21 protein-coding genes and 1 tRNA gene are annotated in these 22550 nt (G+C 63.4%); 8 read left to right on the top strand and 14 right to left on the bottom strand.

The features are described 5' to 3' along the window. Positions 1–81 precede the first annotated feature (81 nt). A complete protein-coding gene (locus tag NKI99_RS18100; RefSeq protein WP_023811502.1) occupies positions 82–651 on the bottom strand; it encodes an NADPH-dependent FMN reductase in 570 nt (189 codons plus the stop codon). A gap of 177 nt (positions 652–828) precedes the next feature. Between NKI99_RS18100 and NKI99_RS18095 the strand changes: the two genes are divergently transcribed. Next, on the top strand, positions 829–2196 hold the full coding sequence (locus tag NKI99_RS18095; protein WP_352611584.1) for a cytochrome P450: 1368 nt from the start codon (positions 829–831) through the stop codon (positions 2194–2196). A 33-nt stretch (positions 2197–2229) separates the two neighbouring features. On the opposite strand, the gene NKI99_RS18090 is transcribed toward NKI99_RS18095, so the two are convergent. The 8 genes from NKI99_RS18090 to NKI99_RS18055 form a co-directional block, all read right to left on the bottom strand. Continuing rightward, positions 2230–3207 carry a complex I NDUFA9 subunit family protein gene (locus NKI99_RS18090; RefSeq protein WP_352611583.1) on the bottom strand — a complete coding sequence of 326 codons (978 nt, stop codon included), beginning with the start codon at positions 3205–3207 and terminating at the stop codon, positions 2230–2232. Between the two features lie 93 nt (positions 3208–3300). Next, positions 3301–3753 (bottom strand): DoxX family protein, encoded by a 453-nt coding sequence (locus NKI99_RS18085; protein WP_352611582.1) that lies wholly within the window; start codon positions 3751–3753, stop codon positions 3301–3303. Between the two features lie 196 nt (positions 3754–3949). Beyond that, the gene (locus NKI99_RS18080) at positions 3950–4231 is read right to left on the bottom strand and encodes a hypothetical protein (RefSeq protein ID WP_023811506.1); all 282 of its coding nucleotides are present in this window, start codon (positions 4229–4231) and stop codon (positions 3950–3952) included. 240 nt (positions 4232–4471) lie between these two features. After that, on the bottom strand, positions 4472–5473 hold the full coding sequence (locus NKI99_RS18075; protein WP_164892839.1) for an Ldh family oxidoreductase: 1002 nt from the start codon (positions 5471–5473) through the stop codon (positions 4472–4474). Positions 5474–5612: 139 nt separating this feature from the next. Then, positions 5613–6422: an ABC transporter permease gene (locus tag NKI99_RS18070; protein ID WP_023811509.1), complete on the bottom strand. Its 810-nt coding sequence runs from the start codon at positions 6420–6422 to the stop codon at positions 5613–5615. Beyond that, entirely contained in the window at positions 6422–7135 is a 714-nt protein-coding gene (locus NKI99_RS18065) for an ABC transporter permease (protein WP_197031624.1), read from the bottom strand. The genes NKI99_RS18070 and NKI99_RS18065 overlap by 1 nt, the downstream gene beginning before the upstream one ends. Positions 7136–7291: 156 nt before the next feature. After that, positions 7292–8092 (bottom strand): transporter substrate-binding domain-containing protein, encoded by an 801-nt coding sequence (locus NKI99_RS18060; protein WP_023811511.1) that lies wholly within the window; start codon positions 8090–8092, stop codon positions 7292–7294. Between the two features lie 53 nt (positions 8093–8145). Continuing rightward, positions 8146–8961 carry an ABC transporter ATP-binding protein gene (locus NKI99_RS18055; RefSeq protein ID WP_352611636.1) on the bottom strand — a complete coding sequence of 272 codons (816 nt, stop codon included), beginning with the start codon at positions 8959–8961 and terminating at the stop codon, positions 8146–8148. A gap of 244 nt (positions 8962–9205) precedes the next feature. On the opposite strand from NKI99_RS18055, the gene NKI99_RS18050 reads away from it, so the two are divergent. From NKI99_RS18050 to NKI99_RS18040, 3 genes are all read left to right on the top strand, one after another. After that, positions 9206–10054 carry a dimethylarginine dimethylaminohydrolase family protein gene (locus tag NKI99_RS18050; protein ID WP_352611581.1) on the top strand — a complete coding sequence of 283 codons (849 nt, stop codon included), beginning with the start codon at positions 9206–9208 and terminating at the stop codon, positions 10052–10054. Beyond that, positions 10051–11652, top strand: a complete 1602-nt coding sequence (locus tag NKI99_RS18045; RefSeq protein ID WP_352611580.1) for a 5-guanidino-2-oxopentanoate decarboxylase — start codon at positions 10051–10053, stop codon at positions 11650–11652. Before NKI99_RS18050 ends, NKI99_RS18045 begins: the two co-directional genes overlap by 4 nt. A 186-nt stretch (positions 11653–11838) precedes the next feature. Further along, positions 11839–12546 carry an SDR family NAD(P)-dependent oxidoreductase gene (locus NKI99_RS18040; protein WP_352611579.1) on the top strand — a complete coding sequence of 236 codons (708 nt, stop codon included), beginning with the start codon at positions 11839–11841 and terminating at the stop codon, positions 12544–12546. 114 nt (positions 12547–12660) lie between these two features. Here the strand turns inward: NKI99_RS18040 and rpsA are convergent, their stop codons facing one another. From rpsA to aroA, 3 genes are all read right to left on the bottom strand, one after another. Then, entirely contained in the window at positions 12661–14358 is a 1698-nt protein-coding gene (gene rpsA, locus NKI99_RS18035) for a 30S ribosomal protein S1 (RefSeq protein WP_023811516.1), read from the bottom strand. Positions 14359–14565: 207 nt separating this feature from the next. Continuing rightward, complete coding sequence (gene cmk, locus NKI99_RS18030) at positions 14566–15216, bottom strand: (d)CMP kinase (RefSeq protein WP_352439795.1); 651 nt, start codon at positions 15214–15216, stop codon at positions 14566–14568. 254 nt (positions 15217–15470) lie between these two features. Further along, positions 15471–16829, bottom strand: coding sequence for a 3-phosphoshikimate 1-carboxyvinyltransferase (gene aroA / locus NKI99_RS18025; RefSeq protein WP_352439794.1), 1359 nt, complete (start codon positions 16827–16829; stop codon positions 15471–15473). A 206-nt stretch (positions 16830–17035) separates the two neighbouring features. Here aroA and NKI99_RS18020 point away from each other — a divergent pair, with 206 nt between their 5' ends. After that, the gene (locus NKI99_RS18020; protein ID WP_023811519.1) at positions 17036–17425 is read left to right on the top strand and encodes a TIGR02300 family protein; all 390 of its coding nucleotides are present in this window, start codon (positions 17036–17038) and stop codon (positions 17423–17425) included. 172 nt (positions 17426–17597) lie between these two features. Then, positions 17598–17673 (top strand) — tRNA-Ala (locus NKI99_RS18015). A 192-nt stretch (positions 17674–17865) separates the two neighbouring features. Here the strand turns inward: NKI99_RS18015 and dgoD are convergent. Together dgoD and NKI99_RS18005 are read right to left on the bottom strand one after the other, a co-directional pair. Beyond that, complete coding sequence (gene dgoD, locus NKI99_RS18010) at positions 17866–19014, bottom strand: galactonate dehydratase (RefSeq protein ID WP_128302808.1); 1149 nt, start codon at positions 19012–19014, stop codon at positions 17866–17868. 8 nt (positions 19015–19022) lie between these two features. Continuing rightward, on the bottom strand, positions 19023–19769 hold the full coding sequence (locus NKI99_RS18005) for a FadR/GntR family transcriptional regulator (protein ID WP_128302809.1): 747 nt from the start codon (positions 19767–19769) through the stop codon (positions 19023–19025). Positions 19770–19969: 200 nt separating this feature from the next. Between NKI99_RS18005 and NKI99_RS18000 the strand changes: the two genes are divergently transcribed. Beyond that, positions 19970–20959 (top strand): arabinose ABC transporter substrate-binding protein, encoded by a 990-nt coding sequence (locus tag NKI99_RS18000; RefSeq protein ID WP_023811522.1) that lies wholly within the window; start codon positions 19970–19972, stop codon positions 20957–20959. A gap of 70 nt (positions 20960–21029) precedes the next feature. Continuing rightward, positions 21030–22541 carry an L-arabinose ABC transporter ATP-binding protein AraG gene (gene araG / locus NKI99_RS17995; RefSeq protein WP_352439793.1) on the top strand — a complete coding sequence of 504 codons (1512 nt, stop codon included), beginning with the start codon at positions 21030–21032 and terminating at the stop codon, positions 22539–22541. The last annotated feature ends 9 nt before the right edge of the window (positions 22542–22550 follow it).

The following is a 22550-nucleotide window of genomic DNA, read 5'->3' as shown; positions in this document are numbered from 1 at the left end:
CCCCCGGCTTGTCCATTTGCGCAAACATTCCACCTCTTTATGCCATGAGCAAGCCGGGCTTTTTGCGGAAGACCAGCGTTTTCAGGCAGCCCGCATAGGCTTCAAAGCCTCGCTCCAGCGCAACAGCTCGTCGAGCATGGTTTTGGCTCCGCCCTGCACCTGTTCGCCGGCGTTGAAAGCGCCGTTCTCGTCGAGCAGTTTCTGATACATCGGCAGGGCGACGCCTTCCGAGATCGGCATGACACCCACCGAGGTCAGCAGCGGCTTCAGCGCTTGCGCCGCGCGCAGGCCGCCGGAGACGCCGCCATAGCTGAAAATGGCGGCAGGCTTGTACTTCCATTCACGCGAGAGATAATCGATCGCGTTGACGATCGCCGGCGCCACGAAATAATTGTATTCCGGCGCCACGAAGACGAAGGCATCGGCGGCATCGATCGCTTTCGACCAGGCCTTGGTATGGTCGTTCTGGTAATTGCCGAGTCTTGGATGGTGCGGTTCGTCCAGCACCGGAAGCTTGAACGTGTCGATGTCGGTCAGTACCGGCTCGAATTTTCCATGCTCGCGCGCGAACGTCTCCAGCCACTTGGCAAAAACCGGTCCTGCGCGGCCTGGCCGCGTGCTGCCGATGATGATGTTCAACTGGTGCTTCAAGCTGGGCTCCTGCGGTAGCGGTATCCATTGGTGACTGCCACCTAGGGCATGCCGCTCGGGGCAACAAGAAGGCACCTCACGGTAACCGGTCACGTTCCGGAGAGCAGGGCCTTGCCGTACGGTCACATGGACGCCTGCTTTGCGGCCCACTACATTGGGTCATCAGCGGAGCACAGCATGGACATCCAGCCCGCCCCCTTCATTCCCCCGGCGCCGAAGCCGCGCACGACGCCGCCCTCGACGCTGGAGATGATCCGCATCGTCTACCGCAACCCGCTCGAATTGTGGGGTGAACACACCTACAACGAGCCTTGGATTTCGGCCAATGGCGTTGGCGGACATCTGATCGTCGCCAACGATCCCGGCCTGATCCGCCATGTGCTGGTCGACAACGCCAGGAACTACAAGATGGCGACGGTGCGCCAGAAGATCCTGCGGCCGATCCTGCGCGACGGCCTGCTGACCGCCGAGGGCGAGGTCTGGAAGCGGTCGCGCAAGGCGATGGCGCCGGTGTTCACGCCGCGCCACATCTTCGGCTTCGCCCAGCCGATGCTGAGACGCACGCTGGACTTCGTCACCCGCTATGAAGACGGCGGCACGTCCGACATCGCTCATGACATGACGCTGCTCACTTACGACATCCTGGCCGAGACGCTGTTTTCCGGCGAGATCGCTGGCGAGCCCGGCAGTTTCGCCAACGAGATCGACCGCCTGTTCGAGACCATGGGACGCGTCGACCCGCTCGATCTGTTGCGCGCGCCCGACTGGCTGCCGAGGCTGACCCGCATCCGTGGCCGCAAGACCATGGCCTATTTCCGCAAGATCGTCACCGACACGGTCAAGATGCGCGAAGGGAAATTCAAGCGCGATCCAGGTGCCGTGCCGCAGGATTTCCTGACGCTGTTGCTCAAGGCCGAGGGCCCCGACGGACTGACGCGGGCCGAGGTCGAGGACAACATCATCACCTTCATCGGCGCCGGCCATGAGACGACCGCGCGGGCTTTGGGCTGGACGCTGTATTGCCTGGCGGAATCACCGTGGGAGCGCAACCGGGTCGAGCAGGAGATTGACCAGGTGCTGGCGCGCGAGCCCGATCCGACGAAATGGCTCGATGCCATGCCGTTCACCCGCGCCGCCTTCGACGAGGCGCTCCGGCTCTATCCGCCGGCGCCGTCGATCAACCGCGAGCCGATCGAACCGGAAATGTGGAAGGATCTTCATATCCCCAAGCATGCCGCCGTGCTGGTGATGCCATGGGTCGTGCATCGCCACAGGAAGCTTTGGGACCGGCCGGATGCCTTCCTGCCGGAGCGCTTCCACCCGGGAAATCGCGAAAAGATCGACCGCTTCCAGTATCTGCCGTTTGGCGCCGGTCCTCGCGTCTGCATCGGCGCCAGCTTCGCCATGCAGGAGGCGATCATCGCGCTGGCGATCATGCTGTCGCGCTTCCGCTTCGACACCACCGCCGAAACCAAGCCTTGGCCGGTGCAGAAACTCACCACGCAGCCACAAGGCGGTCTGCCAATGCGGGTCACGCCGCGATAGGCATGAGACACAGCTTCAGACGGTTGTGATAAATCAAGCCGCAGGCTTGCGTTGCTGGAACTGGCCGGCGGCGCGGTAGCGCCAGAGATAGCTGGGCAGGATCGTCGCGATCGATTGCGGCTGGATGCCGAGCCCCGCAAGCGTCCTGTTGGTCTTGGTGGCGGCGTCCGAAACGACATTGTGCTCGCGCAACTGCATCACCTGGTCCTTGGTCAGCAGCGGATTGGGCAACAGGCCGAGGATCGAGGCCTGGATGTTGGCCACCCACCACGGCACCGGCACCAGCAGCCGCTTGCGCTCGATCACGTCGAGCAGCTCTTCCATACACTGCTTGAAGGTGAGCACCTTCGGTCCGCCGAGTTCATAGATTTGGCCGCCATCCACCTTGCCGTCGACCGAGCGCGCCACCGCTTCGGCCACGTCGCCGACATAGACCGGCTGAAACTTGGTCTGGCCGCCGCCGATCAGCGGCAGCACCGGCGAATAGCGCGCCATGTTGGCGAAGCGGTTGAAGAAGCCGTCTTCGGGTCCGAAATTGATCGACGGCCGGAAGATCACGGCGTCCTTGATCGTCTCCAGCACAGCCTTTTCGCCAAGCGCCTTGGTGCGCGCGTAGTCCGATTCGGAGTCCAGATCGGCGCCAAGCGCAGAAATGTGGGTCAGGCCGGCGCCGACCGAGCGCGCGGCCTCGGCCACTGCGCGGGCGCCGAATTCGTGCACGGCGGAGAATTTCTGCCGGCCGCTCTCATGCAGGATGGCGACCAGATTGACGACATGGTCGGCGCCTTGCACGGCGCGGTCTACCGACCAACGCACGCGCACATTGGCCTGGACCGGCTGGATCTGGCCGACATTGCCAAGCGGCTGCAAATGGCCGGCAAGATCGGGCCGCCGGCAGGCGACCCGGATGCGATAGCCGCGCTTGGCCAGCGCACGCACGACATGGCGCCCGACAAAGCCTGACCCGCCAAAGACGACGACGAGCTTTGGGGTCTGCAGGATTTCGGTCATGGCTGGCTCCGGCGCTCGCAAGCTTGGCTGAAGCCGTTTCATAATCCGTTTCGTGCCAAAGGCAAAGGGCGACGCGTCGTCGCTATCAGCCTGTCAGAACGCTTTGCCGATACGGGCGTCGACCGAATGGCGGTTGCCGCCGCGAATGACGAAGAAGAGCAGGATCGCCGCCCACAGCAGCGACTTCTCCGCGCCCGAATAACCCTGGTCCATCGTAACCCAGTGGAACCAGACCGTGACCAGCAGCACGAACAGGCCGGCAAAGGCGGCCGGCCGCGTCAAAAACCCGATGGCGATGAAGATGCCGCCGAAGAATTCAGTGCAGGCCAAAAGCAAGGACCACAACGCACCCGGATAGAAGCCGAGACCCTCGACCATCTCGGCAGCGCCGAAGGGATTGGTGATCTTCTGCGAACCGTGGATGGCGAGAAACCCACCGGCGACGAGGCGAAGAACGGTTTCGGCACCATCGTGCAGAGCCGCGTAAAACCTGCCAAGGACCGGGATGACAAGGGCGTTGCGGGGATTGTCCGTGCTTGCCGACATTATAACTCCTCTGTTTTGCTCAATCAGCGCAAACGGCCGATCGGGTCGGCCGAAGTCAAATAAACAAAAGTTGACCAGAATAAGAATGTTTTACCATTGTTCGATCAAAACGCAGAAAACCCCGCAGAAGCGGGGTTTTCCGGGCGACGTCCATGTGAAGTCAGGGGCCGACGGAGCGGCCTGACCTGAGACGGTATCAGGAGGGCGTGAAGCAAGTACGCCCACCCCAGCCCTGAACATCCGACATGGTGCCACCAACCTTCTTGCAGGCGGCGACGAAATCGGCGCTGCAATTGGCGAATTTTGCATGGCCGTTCTTGCAGTAGTGATCTTCGGTGGCCCCGCCGCTCGGGGCAGTGATGACACCCGGGCTGGACGGCTTGGCCGGCGCGGCCTTCAAGGTGGCTGCCTGTGTGGCACCCATGAACGAGCCGAGCAGAAGGACGGCGGTCAGCATGGTGATCTTGGTGTTGGTCATGACAATTTCCTTTGATTTGGGTTGAGTTTCCGAGGCGCGAAGGACCGGCCATCGCGTGATGCAGGCTTTCGATTTCGGTTTGCTGCTTCCCCCGGTGTGGATCGGGCAAGCTCGCCTTGCCCTGGACAAAGCTGTGTCGCAGCAAGGCGCGGAAAGGTTCAGCGGCGCGCAAAGAAAATCGCACCGCACCGCGCCTGGGGCGGGCTGATTTCAGATAACCAATTGATATTTAATTATTATTCAGGAAGAGTAGCGTGCGGCGAATTCGGAAATGCGCTGCACCACCGCCTTGGATGCGGTGATGCCCCGCGCTTGCGCCTTCTCTGCCGCCTCTGCACGGGCGCGGCCCGGCACGTGCACGCCGAAGCGCCGCCGCAGCCGGTCGAGTTGGTCCTTCATTCGCTGCTCGAAATCCGGATCGAGCAGCTTGGGCTCGACGGCAAGCACGAACAGGCCGGTGCCGGGACTGTCCGGCCCGCCGCTGAACCATGGCGCGTCGAGCGACCAGTTGGCGCCTGACAGGCCGGCTGCCAGCACTTCGACCATCAACGCGATGTTGGCACCGCGCTGGCCGCCGAAGGCAAGCATGGCGCCCTTCATGGCGGCGGCCGGATCGGTGGTCGGGTTGCCGCTGGCGTCCAGCGCCCAGCCTTCCGGGATTGTCTTGCCCTCTTCGGCCGCTTTGCGGATGTTGACGAAGGCGGTGGCGCTTGACGACTGGTCGATGACCAGCGGCGCGCCGTCGGCGGCGGGTGCGGCAAACGACATCGGGTTGGTGCAATAGACCGGCTTGACCGAGCCCGAGCCGGCAAGCACGGCCGGGCCGTTGGTGGCGGCGAACGACACCAGTCCAAGTGCTGCCAGCCTTCCGGTGAAATAGCCGAGCGCGCCGCATGTATAGGCGTTCTTCTGCGAGAAGATGGCGACACCGAACAGCTTTGCCGCCTTGGCGAGGTCGTCGATGGTGCGGTCGAAGCCGGTATGCGCCAGCCCGCCGCGTGCATCGGAGAGATAGACCGCAAGCGCCGGCCGGGTGATCACCGGATCGGCATTGCCGTCGATGCGTCCGGCTTCCAGCGCCTCAAGATAGTCGATGAAATGCGACAGACCGACCGAGGAAAGCCCTTCGGCCTCGGCTGATATGATCGAAGCAGCGAGCGATTGTGCCGCTTCCTCATTGGCGCCGGCGCCAAGTGCCGCCATCCGGCACAGTCCTTTTGCCTGGTCGAGACTGAGTTGCATCATGGCCGTCCTAGGGGAGTAAGGGAATAGGGGAGTACGGGAGTAGGGGACAGTGAGCAGTGAATAGCGAATGGGGATGGAAATGTGAATGTGGATAGTAGCCGGATACTCCCCTACTCCCCTACTCCCCTACTCCCCTCTAACCAATCTTGTTGGGGATCCGCGCTTCTATCCTGCTGAACGCAAAGACCAGAATACCGGTGATCATCATGTAGATCAGCGCCAGCAGCAGCAGGGGTTCATAGGTGAGATAGGTGTCCTGCCGCACCTTGGACGAAACGGCGAAGATGTCGATGACGCTGATCGTCGCCACCAGCGGCGTCGATTTCAACTGCAGCACGGTCTCCCCGGTCAGCGTCGGCAACGCCCGATAGATGGCTTGCGGCAGCCAGATGCGCCGGAACGCCTTCCAGCGGCTCATGCCGAACGCGCGGGCGGCTTCGAGTTGCCCCTTCGGCACGCCCGCAAAGGCGCCGCGCATCACCTCGCCCTCATAGCCGGCGAACGACAGGGTCAACGCCAGCACGCCATAGGGCCAGGCTTGCCGCAGATATGGCCACATCCAGGATTCGCGGATCCAAGGATATTGCGGGAACAGCGAGCCCAGGCCGTAATAAAGCAGCCATAGCTGGATCAGCAGCGGCGTGCCCCGGATCACCGTGCAGAACACCTTGGCGGGCGCGGCGAACCAGAATGAGCCGGCGGCTTGCGCCAGCCCTAGCGGCACGGCCAGCAGGAAGCCCAGGACGCAGGTGACGGCCAGGATCCACAGCGACCGCCAGATGCCGATCAAGCCCATTTCATAATATTGCGGCAGCCAGTCCCAGCGCATGAAAAAGGCGGCCGACAGAACCAGGCCGAGTGCGATCAGGATCAGCACGATGCGGTGCGGCTGCAGCCACAGCGACGTTCGCGCGACGACGTTGATGATGGCAGCCTCGTTGGCCATCAGCGCGCCTCCTTGAGCGAAGGCATGCCGCGCCGCGACCAGGTCTCGACACGGCCGATGACGAGGTTGGAGAACAGCGACAAAAGCAGATAAAGCACGCCCGCCGCGAAAAAGAAGGTGAAATAGGCTTTGGTGACACCCGCCGCCTGCCGCGTCGCCAGCGCCAGTTCGTAAAAACCGACGACCGCCAATAGCGCGGTGTCCTTGGTGGCGATCAGCCAGAGATTGGCGAGGCCCGGTATGGCGAAGGGCAGCATTGACGGCAAGGTGATGCGCCGCAACATCAGGCCCGGAGACATTCCATAGGCGCGCGCGGCCTCGATCTGGCCCTGCGGAATGGCCAGAATCGCGCCGCGTATCACCTCTGTCGAATAGGCGCCCTGGACGAAGCCGAGCACGGCGATGCCGGCGGCAAGGCCACTCACGTCGACGCGCTGATAGCCCATGGCCGTCAGCGCCTGATTGATCAGGTCGGTTCCGGCGTAATAGAGCAGCAGGATCAGCACCAGTTCGGGCACCGCGCGCACGATGGTGGTGTAGACCGCCAGGAGATCGCGCACCACCGGCCCGCCATAAAGCTTGCCATAGGCGCCGCCGGTGCCGATCAGAAGGCCGAGGCACGTGGCGCCCAGCGCGATCTCGATCGAATGCAGCAGCCCGACCAGAAGCGTCCCGCCCCAGCCTGGCGGGTAGGGCGAGAGAAGCTCGGTGATGCCGGCCGCGGAGGCCGAAAGAAGTGCGTCGATCAGCGTCGCCCCCGAAGTGCTGGATAACCGCCGACGGCTAAGTCGGCGGCAAACATGCCTGGGAAAGATCGGGCAGGTGGGGCCTGGCGCTGACGCCATGCCCCACCGCTCATACGAGGATCGTCAGTTCGACTGCGCGCCGCCGCCGCCATAAATGTCGAAATCGAAGTATTTCTTCGAGATCTCGTCATATTTGCCGTTGGCGCGGATCGCCTTGATGCCGGCGTTGATTTTGCCCTTCAGTTCGGTGTCTTCCTTGCGCACACCGGCCCCGACGCCCGGTCCGAGCACTTCGTCGTCAGGAGCGACCATCCCCTTCAAGTCGCAGCAGGCCTTGCCCTGGTCGGATTTCAGGAACTCGCCAAGCGCGATGGAATCGGCCTGAACCGCATCGAGGCGGCCGGCGGCCAGATCGTTGTTGGCCTCGTCCTGGGTCTGGTATTCCTTGATCTCCGAGGCTGTGCTGCCAAAGTGCTTCTTGGCGTAGACAGCGTGCACCGTCGAAACCTGCACGCCGACGATCTTGCCCTTGAGGTCGTCCGGGGCGGAGCCGAATTTCTGGTCCTTGGGGCCGATGATCGCGGTCGGCGTGTTATAGTACTTGTCCGAGAAATCGATCGTCTTCGCGCGTTCGGCGGTGATCGACATCGAGGAGACGATGAGGTCGATCTTCTTGGTCGTCAGTGCCGGGATGATGCCGTCCCAGGCAACCGGGGTGATGACGCAATCGAGCTTCTCCTCGGCGCAGACGGCGTCGATGAAGTCGATCTCCCAGCCAACCCACTTGCCCGAAGCATCGGGCGAGGTGAAGGGCGGATAAGGCTCGGCGGCGACGCCGATCTTGACCGGATCGGCCTTGGCCACGCCCATGGCGGCGACGCCCAGCAGCAGCGCTGCGGCGAATGTTTTCAGAACAGTCTTCATGTCACGACTCCCAGTTTGTTGTTGGTTCCCGGTTTTCTTCCGTCCCGGCTTTCCTAGCCGATGTTGCGGATGAACTGCTTCAGCCTTTCGGAGTTGGGCGCGCCGAAGATCTGCTCCGGCGGGCCTTCTTCCTCGACCAATCCATTGTAGAGATAGACGACATGCGTCGCGACCTCGCGGGCGAACTTCATCTCGTGGGTGACCAGCACCATGGTGCGGCCTTCGCGCGCAAGGTCGCCGATCACCTTCAGCACCTCACCGACCAGCTCGGGATCGAGCGCCGAGGTCGGTTCGTCAAACAGCATGACGCGCGGATTGATGGCCAGCGCCCGGGCGATCGCCGCGCGCTGCTGCTGGCCGCCTGACAGATAGGCCGGATAGACGTCGCGCTTTTCGGCCAGACCGACGCGGGCGAGCAGCTTTTCGGCCTCGTCGATCGCAACATCGCGCTTGATGCCAAGCACATGTACGGGAACCTCGATGACGTTTTCGATCAGCGTCATGTGGCTCCAAAGGTTGAAGTTCTGGAACACCATGCCAAGCTTGGAGCGGATGCGCTCGATCTGCTTGCGGTCGGCCGGAACCGTGTGCCCATGGCTGTCGGCCTTGAGCTTGATCTCCTCGCCATTGACGCGAATGATGCCGCTCGTCGGGTTTTCCAGGCAGTTGATGCAGCGCAGCAGGGTCGATTTGCCCGAGCCCGAGCCGCCGATTATGGCGATGACCTCGCCGTCGCGCGCCGACAGCGAGACGCCCTTCAGCACATGCAGCTCACCGAATCTCTTGTGCAGGTTCTCGACATGGATGGCTTCGGCGGCGCCGTCCTGCGCCGTATGTTTCAATGCGGGTGCGGCGCTTTGCGCTGTCATCCCGGATGCGGCGCTTATGGCCGTCATTCCTTCCACGCTCCGCGGAGCGTTCGAGCTCGTCGCTGCTGGTATCTTTTACCCATTACCCGTCACTGGACAGAGTTCCCATGCTCAGGATGGACCGTTCCGCTTGCCTCCGTCAACCATGGTTTTTGGACTATTGATCACAGCTTGCTGTAGTGGTTAGTGGCGCCAACCGACGTTCAGGGAGAATTTAGTGGGCAAATCATACGGGTCGCAGTCCATGGCCGGACCCCTGAAACGCGTGTTGATGCGGTCCGCCACGAGCGCCATGCGTCATGCCAGGGCACAGGAATGGCACTATGGTCCGGGGTTCGATCCACAGAAGGCCGCGGCCCAGCATGAGCAGTTGACCAGCATGGTCGCGGCCTCCGGCGCCGAGATCGAATGGTTGACGGACGCCGATGACGGGCTGGCCGATTCCGTCTTCACCCATGATCCGTCGCTGATGACCGATCATGGCGCGATTATCCTTTCGATGGGCAAGGCGCTGCGCCGTGCCGAGCCCGGTCTGCACGAGGCAGCTTACAAGCGCATGGGGATCCCCATTCTCGGCCGGATCGACGATCCGGGCCAGGTGGAAGGCGGCGACTGTGTCTGGGTCGACGCAACCACGCTGGCCGTCGGTCGTGGCGTACGCACCAACCAGGACGGCATCCAGCAGCTTTCGAACCTGCTCTCGCCTAAGGGCATTTCGGTCTTCGGTTTCGATCTGCCGCTCTGGCACGGCGAGGAAGCCTGCCTGCATCTGATGTCGGTGATCAGCCCGCTCGCCGACGATCTGGCGCTGGTCTATGCGCCCTTGGTGCCGGCCGCCTTCTACCAGATGCTGCGGGCGCGCGGCATCAAGCTGGTCGAGGGCGATGCCGACGAGTTCTTCGCCTCCAGCGGGCTCAGTCTCAATGTGCTGCCGACCGCGCCGCGCCAGATCATTGCCGTTGCCGGCTTTCCCAGGACGGCGGCCGCCATGGAAGCGGCCGGCTGCACGGTCGCCACCTTCGATGCGGATGCGCTCTGCATCGCCTGCGAGGGCGGTCCGACCTGCCTGACGCGCCCGGTGCTGCGCCAATGATCGCCACTGGGGCCACCACTGGGACGACGGTCGGGGAGGCGTTGATTTCGCTGCTCGAAGCGCATGGCGTCGACACGGTGTTCGGGATTCCGGGCGTCCACACGGTCGAGCTCTACCGCGGGCTGGCGCGCTCGAAGATCCGCCACGTCACGCCGCGTCACGAACAGGGCGCCGGCTTCATGGCCGATGGCTATGCGCGCGCCAGCGGCAGGCCGGGCGTCGCCTTCGTCATCACCGGACCGGGGCTGACCAACACCATCACCGCCATGGGGCAGGCACGCGCTGATTCGGTGCCGATGCTGGTCATATCCGGCGTCAACGCCATGCCGACGCTGGGCAAGGGCCTCGGCCATCTGCATGAACTGCCGGATCAGCGCGGCATTATGGAGAAGGTGGCGCTGTTTTCGAAGCGCGTCACCGAGGCCAGCGAATTGCCCGCTGCTCTGGCGCAGGCCTTCGCCCTGTTTTCATTGGCCCGGCCCGGCCCGGTGCATATCGAGATCCCGACCGACGTCATGGTCAAGCCGGCGGATGGCATCGCTGCCATGCTGAGCAATGTGACGCCACCCGCGCCGGAAGGTGCCGCAATTGCCAGCGCGGCCAAACTCATCGCTGCCGCGCGCCGCCCGCTGATCCTGGTCGGCGGCGGCGCCAAACGCGCCGGGGCGCCATTGCGGCGTCTGGCCGAGCGGCTGGGAGCGCCGGTCGTCCAGACCACCAATGCGCGCGGCCTGCTGCATGGTCATCCGCTTTGCGTGCCGGCCAGTCCCAGCCTGAAGACAGTGCGGGCGCTGATGGCCGATGCCGACCTGGTCATTGCCGCCGGCACCGAATTCGGCCCGACCGACTATGACGGCTACAGCGATGGCGGCTTCGTCCTGCCCGCCAATCTGATCCGCATCGATATCGGCGCCGACCAGCTTGCCCGCCGCCCGGCAACCGTTTCGATCCAGGCCGATTGCAGCGAGGCGCTCGAAGCGCTGCTTCTGGAAACGGGCCATGTCCGGGCAAGCGAGGGCGGTTCGTTGCGCGCCGCTGCTACACGAAAAGCGGCCTTTGCCGAGCTCAATCCGACCCTGCAGGCGCAAGTGCGTGCCGTCGAGATGATCCGCGACGCTTTGCCGGGGGCACTCATCGTCGGCGATTCGACACAGCCGATCTATGCCGCCAACCTCTATTACGACCATGATCGCCCCGGCGGCTGGTTCAACGCCGCCACCGGCTTCGGCGCGCTCGGCTATGGCCCGCCGGCAGCGATTGGCGCGGCCCTTGCGATACCCGATGCGCCGGTTGTCTGCGTGACCGGCGACGGCGGCTTCCAGTTCACGTTGCCGGAGTTGGGCGCCGCGCTCGATGCGCGGGCGCCGGTCATCTTCATCGTCTGGAATAACAGGGGCTACCGCGAGATCGAAACCTCCATGCTCGATGTCGGTGTCGAGCCCGTCGGCGTATCGCCGGCGCCGCCGGATTTCTGCAAGCTGGCCGAGGCCTATGGCATCGGCGCCGAACGGCTTGCCGATATCGACGCTCTGGCGGACGCGCTGAAACGCGCCCGGGCCACCGGACTGCCGCGCGTCATCGAAATCACGGTTGACTGAAGGACGGTGCTACGTATTTCCCGTCTCAACGGCCCTGAACCACGGCCGGCCGGTGGGCGGACGCATGCAAAGACGCGACAACTGCCATGTCGAGATGTCAATTGAGTGATGGCGCAAAAGGCGCGACGCTTCGCGTCGGCGGCACAGAAACGACCTAACGATAAAAAAATGACAGGAGCGTCCAAGATGACGGAAACACTTGAAGGCAAGCATATCGTCGTGACCGGTGGGACCGGTGCGCTCGGCGGTGCGGTTGTCGGCAAACTGCTGAGTGACGGCGCGATCTGCCATGTGCCCAACGCTCATGCTGCCGCCCCTACGCATTTCCCCTTTACCACGCATGACCGTGTCCAGCTGGTGCACAACGTCGATCTCTCGGACCCTGCCAAGGTCGAAGCGTTCTACAGCCAGGTTCCAGGCCTGTGGGGCTCGATCCACCTGGCCGGCGGCTTCACCGCCGCACCGGTGGAAAAGATCGAGTCGGCGTCCTTTGCCGAGATGATGGACACCAATGCGCGCACCGCCTTCCTGTGCTGCCGCGCCGCGATCCGCTCGATGCTGTCGTCGGACACGGCGGGCCGCATCGTCAACGTCACGGCGCGCGCCGGGCTCGACCCGCGGCGCGGCGCCGGCATGGTCGCTTACGCCGCCAGCAAGGCGGCAGTGGCAGCCATGACGGTGGCGGTGGCCGAAGAGCTGAAGCACAGGGGTATCCTGGTCAATGCGGTGGCGCCGTCGACGCTCGATACGCCGGCCAACCGTGCCGACATGCCGGATGCCGACGTCACCAGATGGGTCAGCCTCGAAGCCGCCGCCGAGGCCATCGCCTACCTTGCCTCGCCGGCCAACCAGGCGATGAGTGGTACGCTGGTGCCGCTTTACGGCAGGGCGTAACCTTCCAACCTTTACCTCGGTCAAAGAAAAACCCCGCCGGATCGCTCCGGCGGGGTTTTGTTTTCGAGCCTGTGAAGAACTTCGCTTCGCGAAGGACTTCGCGATGCGAAGGGCTTAGCTGCCCTGCTTCTTCAGCGCGGCACCCAGGATGTCGCCCAGCGAAGCGCCGGAGTCGGTCGAGCCGTACTGAGCGACCGCTTCCTTCTCTTCAGCGATTTCCAGCGCCTTGATCGAGACCTGCAGCTTGCGGGTCTTCTTGTCGAAGGCGATGACGCGGGCGTCGACCTTCTGGCCGACGGTGAAGCGCTCGGGGCGCTGCTCGTCGCGGTCACGGCTCAGATCGGAGCGCTTGATGAAGGTCTCGATGCCGCTGTCGACCAGCCGCACTTCCAGACCGCCATCCTTGACGCCGATGACCTCACAGGTGACGACCGCGTTCTTGCGCAGTTCGCCTGAAGTCGCCGCTTCGCCGACCGTATCCTTGGCCAGCTGCTTGATGCCGAGCGAGATGCGCTCCTTGTCGATGTCGACGTCGAGCACCTGCGCCTTGACCATGTCGCCGCGATTGTACTCTTCGATGACCTGCTCGCCCGGACGCGTCCAGTCGAGGTCGGAAAGGTGCACCATGCCGTCCACGTCGCCTTCGAGGCCGATGAACAGGCCGAACTCGGTCTTGTTCTTGACCTCGCCCTCGACCTGGCTGCCGACTGGATGGCTCGAGGCGAAAGCCTGCCACGGATTCTCGAGCGTCTGCTTGAGGCCGAGCGAGATGCGGCGCTTGGCCGGATCGACCTCGAGCACCACCACGTCGACTTCCTGGGTCGTCGACAGGATCTTGCCGGGATGCACGTTCTTCTTCGTCCACGACATTTCCGAAACGTGGATGAGACCCTCGATGCCCGGCTCCAGCTCGACGAACGCGCCGTAGTCGGTGATGTTGGTGACGGTACCCTTGATCTTCTTGCCGATCGGGAACTTGGTGCCGATCTCGGACCACGGATCGCTCTCGAGCTGCTTCATGCCGAGCGAGATGCGGTGGGTTTCCTGGTTGATGCGGATGATCTGCACCTTGACCGTCTGACCGATGTTGAGGATTTCGGTCGGATGGTTGACGCGGCGCCATGCCATGTCGGTGACATGCAGCAGGCCGTCGATGCCGCCGAGGTCGACGAACGCACCATAATCGGTGATGTTCTTGACGACGCCTTCGACAACCTGGCCTTCTTCGAGGTTCTGCACGATTTCCGAACGCTGTTCGGCGCGGCTCTCCTCAAGCACGGTACGGCGCGACACCACGATGTTGCCGCGGCGGCGATCCATCTTGAGGATCTCGAAGGGCTGCGGGTTGTGCATCAGCGGGGAGACGTCGCGGATCGGGCGGATATCGACCTGGCTGCGCGGCAGGAAGGCCACGGCGCCGTCGAGGTCGACGGTGAAGCCGCCCTTGACCTGGTTGAAGATGACGCCTTCGACGCGCTCACCCTTGGTGAACTTCTCTTCGAGACGGACCCAGCTCTCTTCGCGGCGGGCCTTTTCACGTGAAAGCATCGCTTCGCCAAGCGCGTTTTCGATGCGCTCGACATAGACTTCGACGGTGTCACCGACCTTGAGGGTGGTGTCCTTGCCCTTGACGCCGAATTCCTTCAGCGGCACGCGGCCTTCGACCTTGAGGCCGACGTCGATGATAGCCATGTCTTTTTCAATGGCGGTGATGATGCCCTTGACGACCTGACCTTCGCCGGAATGGCCGGCGGTAAAAGATTCTTCGAGCAGGCTCGCGAAATCGTCGCGAGTGGGATTTGCAGCTGACATTGTTTCTCCTGGAGTGCCCCGCATCTAAAAGCGGGACGGGCGCCGTGGGTTAGCGTTGCGTTGGCCTGCCGGCGTTCCGGGCTACAAAAACCCTGGGCCGCTCTTTAAGCGGCAATTCCGGCGCATGAAGAATGCTGGCAGGCTGGTTCGTGCCCGATATGGGTATTTTCTTCGCCTCCGACAACGGAATACGAGGGAAAACCCGGATCAGGCCTTGTCTCTTTTGGCCAGCACGTCGTCTATGATCGCCATGGCTGCAAGAAACGCGGCTTCTATAGCCATTTCGCTGGTATCAAGCAAGTGCGCGTCGGCCGCCGGCTTCAACGGTGAGTCCGCTCGACCCATGTCGCGCTCGTCGCGGCGCACGATATCGGCGAGGATCTCGGTGAAATCAGCGGTGCCGCCGATGCTTTCGATCTCCGACAGCCGGCGCTGTGCCCGCACCTCCGCGCTCGCTGTCACATAGAGTTTGATGTCGGCGTCGGGGCACACGACGGTGCCGATGTCGCGCCCATCGAGCACCGCACCCGGCGGCGTCTTGGCGAAGTCGCGCTGCTTTTCGACGAGGATGCGCCGCACCGTCGGGTACACCGCGACCTTGGAGGCAGCCTCGCCGACGGCATGCGCCGACAGCACCGCGCGGTCGAGCTTCGCCAGATCGACCTGGCGGGCAGCGGTTTCGGCCGCCGAGACATTGTCGAGCGGCAGCGCGTGCTGGATCAGCGCATAGGCGACGGCGCGATAGGTGAGGCCGGTGTCGAGCAGGTTCAGCCGGTAATGGTCGGCGAGTCGGCGGGCGAGGGTGCCTTTGCCGGCGCCGGCCGGGCCGTCGATAGCGATGGTGAAGGTGTGAGTCATTGGCGGGCCGCCGCGATTGACAGGTGCGATGAAGAAGACGGGCGCCGAGATTCTTCACACCCCCCTCTGTCCTGCCGGACATCTCCCCCGCAAGGGGGGAGATCAGCCATCACCGCTGACTTAGCCAATCGCCAATATTGCAGGATTGAATGGAGCGCCAAAGCCGCCAATCTCCCCCCTTGCGGGGGAGATGTCCGGCAGGACAGAGGGGGGGGCTGTCCCGCCAGCGTTGCAGTCTGGTCCCAAGCCATCGACTAGCCGATCTCCGCGCCCAGCCCCGTCATCAGCCCCATGAACTCCGGAAAGCTCGTCGCAATCATCGCGGCGTCATCGATCGTCACCGGCTTTTCCGTCGCCAGCCCCATGACCAAGAAACTCATGGCGATGCGGTGGTCGAGATGGGTCTGCACGGTCGTGTCCTGGCCGTTCGGATGGCCACCCAGCCCCTTGCCGCCCGGTTTTCCGCGCACGGCGAGCGAGGCCTCGCCCTCGGTGCAGTCGACGCCGTTGAGCTTCAGCCCGTTGGCGACGGCCGACAGCCGGTCGGATTCCTTGACGCGCAGCTCTTCCAGTCCCTGCATCAGCGTTTCGCCCTCGGCGAAGCTGGCAGCGACCGCAAGCACGGGGTACTCGTCGATCATCGACGGCGCCCGCTCGGGCGGCACGGTGACGCCCTTCAGTTCGGAGTAGCGCACGCGCAAATCGGCGACATCTTCGCCACCGGCGTTGCGCGGGTTCAAAATGTCGATCTTGCCGCCCATTTCCTGGAGCGTCAAAAGCAGGCCGGTGCGGGTCGGGTTCATCAGCACGTTTTCGATCACAATGTCCGATCCCGGCACGATCAGCGCGGCCACCAGCGGGAAGCCGGCTGAGGAGGGGTCACCCGGCACCGCGATGGTCTGGCCGGTCAGTCTGCCCTGGCCTTCGATGAAGATGTGGCGCACGCCGCGTTCGTCGGTTTCGACCGACAGATTGGCGCCAAAACCCTTTAGCATCTTTTCCGTGTGGTCGCGTGTCATTACCGGCTCGATCACCGTGGTAATGCCGGGCGTGTTGAGGCCGGCGAGCAGCACCGCCGACTTTACCTGCGCCGAGGCCATCGGCACACGATAGGTGATCGGGGCGGCATGCTTTGGCCCATGCAGCGTAATCGGCATGCGGTCGCCCGGCGTCGCCTTCAACACCTGCACGCCCATCTGGCGCAAGGGTTCGAGTACGCGGCCCATCGGCCGGCCGGACAGCGAGGCGTCGCCGATGAAGGTCGTTTCCATATCATAGGTGCCGACGAGGCCCATGGTGAGCCGCGAGCCGGTGCCGGCATTGCCGAAATCGAGCGGCCCTTCCGGTTGCAGCAGCGCGCCGTTGCCGGTGCCGCGGATCACCCACTCGTCGCCGTTCTTCTCGATATGTGCGCCCATAGCCTTCATGGCAGCACCTGTGCGCATCACGTCCTCGCCTTCGAGCAGGCCGGTGATGCGGGTCTCCCCGGAGGCGAGGCCGCCGAACATGAAGGAGCGGTGCGAGATCGACTTGTCGCCCGGCACGCGCGCGATACCGGAAAGGGCTGGGGATTGGCGGGCGGTGGCCGGCTTGGGCGCGGCGGCGTGAGACATGGAAATTCCCTGGACGGAATGCCGGCAGGCCGGCGCTTTTCATTTGTTGCGGCGGTCTCGTATCACGGCGGGCCGAAATGGTCATCCCCCATGGTCGTCACTGACGCGACGCCTTTCAACGTATGGTTTTGTGACGCCGGCTTTTCGCTTTGACAGCGCTGCAAACTGTGGTTAAGGGGACCACTCTTTTATTGACGAGGCTTGCCGTGGCAAAAACCGAACTTGGCACAAAACGTATCGACCCGGAGACGGGCCGAAAATTCTACGACCTGAACAAGGACCCGATCGTCTCGCCCTACACCGGCAAGACCTATCCGCGTTCCTATTTCGAGGAAGGCAAGATTGCCGCCCTCGAGGAGGAAGAGGAAGTGGCCGAGAAGGAAGTGGACGCCGAGGAAGAAGAGGGCGTCGAGGTCGTCTCGCTTGAAGAGGCCGACGAGGACGCCAAGGGCGACGACCTGCCGGATCTCGGCGACGACGAGGATGACGTCGACCTCGGCGACGACGAGGATGACACCTTCCTCGCCGACGAAGAGGAAGAAGATGACGACGTTGCCGACATGATCGGCGTCGGCGACGACGACGACGAGGTCTGATCGGCCTTGAAAGCGGGCGTTTGCAGGCTTTCGTAGCCTGCGAAGAAAAAGCGGCTCTTGAAGGCTTGATATTGACGAAAGGCGGGGTTAGAAGCCGCCTGCACTAACGGCGCGGTCTCCAACCCGCGCCGGATCTCTTCGCCGGAAACGGCGCCGGTTGACTGCCGGAAGTGGGGCCATAGCTCAGTTGGGAGAGCGCTTGAATGGCATTCAAGAGGTCGTCGGTTCGATCCCGATTGGCTCCACCAAACAGTCCCTCTGCAATTCGCAGCCGATGAATGTGTGGTACTGCGGTCATCTGCGTTTGATGGTCAGTTCAGGCAACGCCGCTGAAAGCGCCCCCATCAAACGGAACGAACCAGCCATTTCTCGAGAGCAACTGTTCGCCGGACAAAGTCTTCACTGTTCATGGAGCGCTTAGAGACTGGAAGCCGGCCCGATCACCACTCGGCGAAGGAGCCGTCTTTGTGGCGCCAGACAGGGTTGCGCCAGCGGTGGCCTTCCTTGGCGCGTTCCTTGACATACTCCTCGTCGATCTCGACACCCAGGCCCGGGCCGTCGGGAATGGCGACATAACCATCCTCGTAGCGGAAGACATCCTTGTTGGCGGCATAGTCGAGCAGGTCGTTGGCGGCGTTGTAGTGGATGCCGAGGCTCTGCTCCTGGATGAAGCAGTTGTAGCTGACCGCGTCGAGCTGCAGGCACGCGGCAAGCGCGATCGGCCCGAGCGGGCAGTGCGGCGCCACCGCGACGTCATAGGCTTCCGCCATCGCCGCGATCTTGCGGCATTCGGTGATGCCACCGGCATGCGACAGATCAGGCTGGATGATGTCGACGACGCCTTCCTTGAACACGGATTTGAAGTCCCAGCGGCTGTAGAGCCGCTCGCCGAGCGCGATCGGCGTCGAGCCGAGCGCGGCGATCTCCTTCAGCGCCTCGCGGTTTTCGCTGAGCACCGGCTCCTCGATGAACATCAGCCTATAGGGTTCGAGTTCCTTGACCAGGGCACGCGCCATCGGCCGGTGCACGCGGCCATGAAAATCGACGGCGATGCCGATGTTGGGTCCGACGGCCTCGCGCACCATGGCGACGCGTTCGACAGCGGCGTCGATCTTGTCGTGGCTGTCGACGATCTGCAGTTCTTCAGTGCCGTTCATCTTGAGCGCCAGGAAGCCGCGCGCAACCATTTCCCGGGCACCAGCGGCCACTTCGGCCGGCCGGTCGCCGCCGATCCAAGAATAGACCTTGATCGTGTCGCGCAGCTTGCCACCGAGCAACTCATGCACGGGAACGCCGAGCGCCTTGCCCTTGATATCCCACAGTGCCTGGTCGATCCCCGCAATGGCGCTCATCAGGATCGGCCCGCCACGGTAGAAGCCGCCGCGGTGCATCACCGTCCAGTGGTCCTCGATCAGGCGGGGATCCTTGCCGATGAGGTAATCGCCAAGCTCCTTGACCGCTGCCTCGACGGTCAGAGCCCGGCCCTCGACGACCGGCTCGCCCCAGCCGGTGACGCCGGCATCGGTCTCGATCTTCAGGAACAGCCAGCGCGGCGGAACGATGTAGGTGGTGAGCGAGATGATTTTCATGCGCAATCTCAGTTGCTCTTGAGTTTCTTGGCGCTGACGAGGTCGCGCGCCGCAAGGTCGAGGATCTTGTTTGCGGCCCCACGCGCCGCCTCGGCGTCGCGCATGCGCAGCGCCTCGACCACCTCGCGGTGCGCCGCCACGGCCTCCATGCGCCGGTCGAGCGAAATCACCGCCGTCGCCTCGAGCGAGAATTTCAGCCCGGTGTCGATGAGATTGCCGATCTGGCGAAAGATCGGGTTATGGCTCGCGGCATAGACGATCTGGTGGAAAGCGATGTCGCTGCGCGAGAAGGCGGCGAGATCCTCGCCGGCGCCGGCCATGCCGCGCCATGCCGCTTCGAGATCGGCTATTTCCTGCAGCGTTGCGCGCGTGGCCGCCAGTTCGGCGACCAGCGGTTCGATGGCGCGGCGCGTTTCGAGGATGGCGTCGAACAGCTTGTCGTCCAGTGCATGCGGCGCGTGCCAGGCCAGCACCTGTGGGTCGATGATGTTCCAGTCGTCCTCGTTGCAGACGATCGTGCCGACGCGCGGCCGCGACAGCACCAGCCCCTTTGCCGCCAACACTTTCAGGGCCTCGCGGATGACAGTGCGGCTGACACCATATTCGACGCCGAGTTCGTTTTCGGTCGGCAAGGAGGATCCGGCCGGGTAGCGCCCGGAAAAGATGTCTGAGGCCATTGCCTTGGTCACATCGGGCATGACGCGCGGGCGGCGAGTGGCTGTGTCGCCTTGCGGTTTCTTCAAAGTCCCGGTCACCTCAGCCCTCCTCCAAGGCGGCGAACCGCTGGTTTCGCACAACCGATCCGCCATTAACGGATGCGGACTGATTGCGCCAGCGATTGCTGGTCAGAGCATGTACATTAATTATCATACCAGATCAATTGACGAGTATGATAAAAACGATTAGACACTCCGGCATCCGGGCTGAGCGCCCGGTCTATCGCTGGGAGGTAATCATGCGACTTTTGAAGACCGCGCTCGTCGCGGGCGCGCTTGCCGTGCTGTCCGTCACGACCATCGCTGCATATGCTCAGGACACCAAGATCGGTTTCATCGTCAAGCAGCCCGAGGAGCCGTGGTTCCAGGACGAATGGAAGTTCGCCGACCAGGCCGCCAAGGAGAAGGGCTTTACCCTGGTCAAGATCGGCGCCGAGGACGGTGAGAAGCTGATGTCGGCGATCGACAATCTCGGCGCCCAGGGCGCCCAGGGCTTCATCGTCTGCACACCGGACGTGAAGCTTGGCCCCGGCATCGTCGCCAAGGCCGCCGCCAACAATCTCAAGCTGATGACTGTCGACGACCGTCTGGTCGGCGCCGACGGCAAGGCGCTGGAAGACGTCCCGCATATGGGCATTTCGGCCACCAAGATCGGCGAAGCCGTCGGCCAGGCGATCGTCGACGAAATGAAGGCGCGCGGCTGGAAAGCCGACGAGGTTGGCGCCATCCGCGTCTCCTACGACCAGCTGCCGACGGCGGTCGATCGCGTCGAAGGTGCCATCTCGGTGCTGAAGGCAAACGGCTTCAAGGCCGAGAACATTTTTGACGCCCCGCAGGCCAAGACCGACACGGAAGCTGCCCTCAATGCGGCGACGGTCGTGCTCAACGCCCATGCCGACATCAAGAAGTGGGTTTCCTTCGGCCTCAACGACGAAGCGGTGCTCGGCGCCGTGCGTGCAGCCGAAAGCGTTGGCATTCCGGCGGACGGCATGATCGGTGTTGGCATTGGCGGCGCGGATTCGGCGATCAACGAGTTTAAGAAGCCGACGGCCACCGGCTTCGTCGGCACCGTGATCATCTCGCCGAAGCGTCATGGCTACGAGACGGCGCTCAACATGTATGACTGGGTTGCCAACAACAAGGAGCCGGAGAAGCTGATCCTGACCTCGGGTGCACTCGCCAAGCGCGACGACTACCAGAAGGTCCGCCAGGGTCTCGGCATCGAATAATCCTCCCTGTACAAACAGGCGGCGGCTCATCCCGCCGCCTGTTTGCCATTCCATAAGAGGATCGCTGCCCGTGTCCTTTCTCGACTTCTCGCACATCACCAAGACCTATCCGGGCGTCAAGGCGCTGTCGGACGTCTCGTTCGGTGTCGACAAAGGCGCCGTGCATGGTTTGATGGGCGAGAACGGCGCCGGCAAATCCACCCTGATCAAGATACTGTCCGGTGACCAGCATGCCGATCAGGGCGAGATCCGCATTGACGGTAGGGTTCAGGCCTATACCTCGACCCGGGATGCCTTCGACAATGGCGTCATTGTCATTCATCAGGAACTGCAACTCGTTCCTGAACTCACCGTTGCCGAAAACCTCAGCCTCGGTCGTTTCCCCGCCAACGCCGGCATCATCGCCGGCCGCCGGATGCTGGACGACGTCGGCGCCAAGCTGAAATCGGCCGGTATCGACATCGACATGCGCCGCAAGGTCAAGACGCTGTCGATCGGCGAACGCCAGATGGTCGAGATCGCCAAGGCGGTCATGCTCGACGCACGCGTTATCGCGCTGGACGAACCGACCTCGTCGCTTTCCTCGCGCGAAAGCGAAATCCTGTTTGCCCTGATCGACCGCCTGCGCGGCGAAGGCAAGGTCATCATCTATGTCTCGCACAGGCTCGACGAAGTGTTCCGGCTCTGCGACAGCCTGACCGTGCTGCGCGACGGCAAGCTCGCGGCGCACCATGCGTCGCTGAAAGGCGTCACCCGCGACCAGGTCGTCGCCGAGATGGTCGGCCGCGAGATTTCGGATATCTGGGGTTTTCGCGCACGAAAAACGGGCGATGTCCGCCTGAAGGTCGACGCTCTCAGCGGCCCCAAACTGAAGACGCCGGCCAGTTTCGAGGCGAGGGCAGGCGAGATCGTCGGCTTCTTCGGCCTGATCGGCGCCGGGCGCTCGGAACTGATGCGGCTGGTCTATGGCGCCGATCCGCGCTCGGGCGGTAGCATCACCGTCGACGGCAAGCTGGTCCGTGCCGCCGATCCGCGTGGCACGATCCGGGCCGGCATCGTGCTGTGCTCGGAGGATCGCAAGCATGACGGCATCATCCAGGGCCGCTCGGTCGAGGAGAACATCAACATCTCGTCGCGGCGCCATCACACGCGCTTCGGCGTGCTCAACCGCGCCAGCGAGATCGCCACCGCCGAAACCTTCATCAAGAAGCTCAAGGTGCGCACGCCGTCGCGCAAGCAGGACATCATCAATCTCTCCGGCGGCAACCAGCAGAAGGTCATCCTTGGCCGCTGGCTGTCCGAACAAGGGGTGCGGGTTCTCATTGTCGACGAACCGACGCGCGGCATCGACGTAGGGGCCAAATCGGAAATCTACGAATTGCTCTACCAGCTTGCGCAGGACGGCATGGCGATCGTCGTGGTCTCGTCCGAACTGCCGGAAGTGATGGGCATCTGCGACCGTATTCTGGTGATGTGCGGTGGCCGCGTCAGCGCTGAACTCACCCGCGACCAGTTCGCCGAAAGGGCGATCCTGGCCGCCGCTCTCCCCGATCAGAAAACTCCCGACGCGATCGCATCCTGAGGACTTTGG

The sequence above is a fragment of the Mesorhizobium sp. M0239 genome (genome assembly GCF_040321815.1).
GTDB lineage: Bacteria > Pseudomonadota > Alphaproteobacteria > Rhizobiales > Rhizobiaceae > Mesorhizobium.
Note: the sequence above shows the minus strand (reverse complement) of the source record. Positions and strands in the feature narration are given on the sequence as shown.

Coding starts and splice junctions, on each gene's coding strand:
- NKI99_RS18095 (WP_352611584.1), top strand. CDS start 829: ATGGACATCCAGCCCGCCCCCTTCATTCCCCCGGCGCCGAAGCCGCGC.
- NKI99_RS18090 (WP_352611583.1), bottom strand. CDS start 3,207: ATGACCGAAATCCTGCAGACCCCAAAGCTCGTCGTCGTCTTTGGCGGG.
- NKI99_RS18085 (WP_352611582.1), bottom strand. CDS start 3,753: ATGTCGGCAAGCACGGACAATCCCCGCAACGCCCTTGTCATCCCGGTC.
- NKI99_RS18080 (WP_023811506.1), bottom strand. CDS start 4,231: ATGACCAACACCAAGATCACCATGCTGACCGCCGTCCTTCTGCTCGGC.
- NKI99_RS18075 (WP_164892839.1), bottom strand. CDS start 5,473: ATGCAACTCAGTCTCGACCAGGCAAAAGGACTGTGCCGGATGGCGGCA.
- NKI99_RS18070 (WP_023811509.1), bottom strand. CDS start 6,422: ATGGCCAACGAGGCTGCCATCATCAACGTCGTCGCGCGAACGTCGCTG.
- NKI99_RS18060 (WP_023811511.1), bottom strand. CDS start 8,092: ATGAAGACTGTTCTGAAAACATTCGCCGCAGCGCTGCTGCTGGGCGTC.
- NKI99_RS18055 (WP_352611636.1), bottom strand. CDS start 8,961: ATGACAGCGCAAAGCGCCGCACCCGCATTGAAACATACGGCGCAGGAC.
- NKI99_RS18050 (WP_352611581.1), top strand. CDS start 9,206: ATGGCCGGACCCCTGAAACGCGTGTTGATGCGGTCCGCCACGAGCGCC.
- NKI99_RS18045 (WP_352611580.1), top strand. CDS start 10,051: ATGATCGCCACTGGGGCCACCACTGGGACGACGGTCGGGGAGGCGTTG.
- NKI99_RS18040 (WP_352611579.1), top strand. CDS start 11,839: ATGACGGAAACACTTGAAGGCAAGCATATCGTCGTGACCGGTGGGACC.
- rpsA (WP_023811516.1), bottom strand. CDS start 14,358: ATGTCAGCTGCAAATCCCACTCGCGACGATTTCGCGAGCCTGCTCGAA.
- cmk (WP_352439795.1), bottom strand. CDS start 15,216: ATGACTCACACCTTCACCATCGCTATCGACGGCCCGGCCGGCGCCGGC.
- aroA (WP_352439794.1), bottom strand. CDS start 16,829: ATGTCTCACGCCGCCGCGCCCAAGCCGGCCACCGCCCGCCAATCCCCA.
- dgoD (WP_128302808.1), bottom strand. CDS start 19,014: ATGAAAATCATCTCGCTCACCACCTACATCGTTCCGCCGCGCTGGCTG.
- NKI99_RS18000 (WP_023811522.1), top strand. CDS start 19,970: ATGCGACTTTTGAAGACCGCGCTCGTCGCGGGCGCGCTTGCCGTGCTG.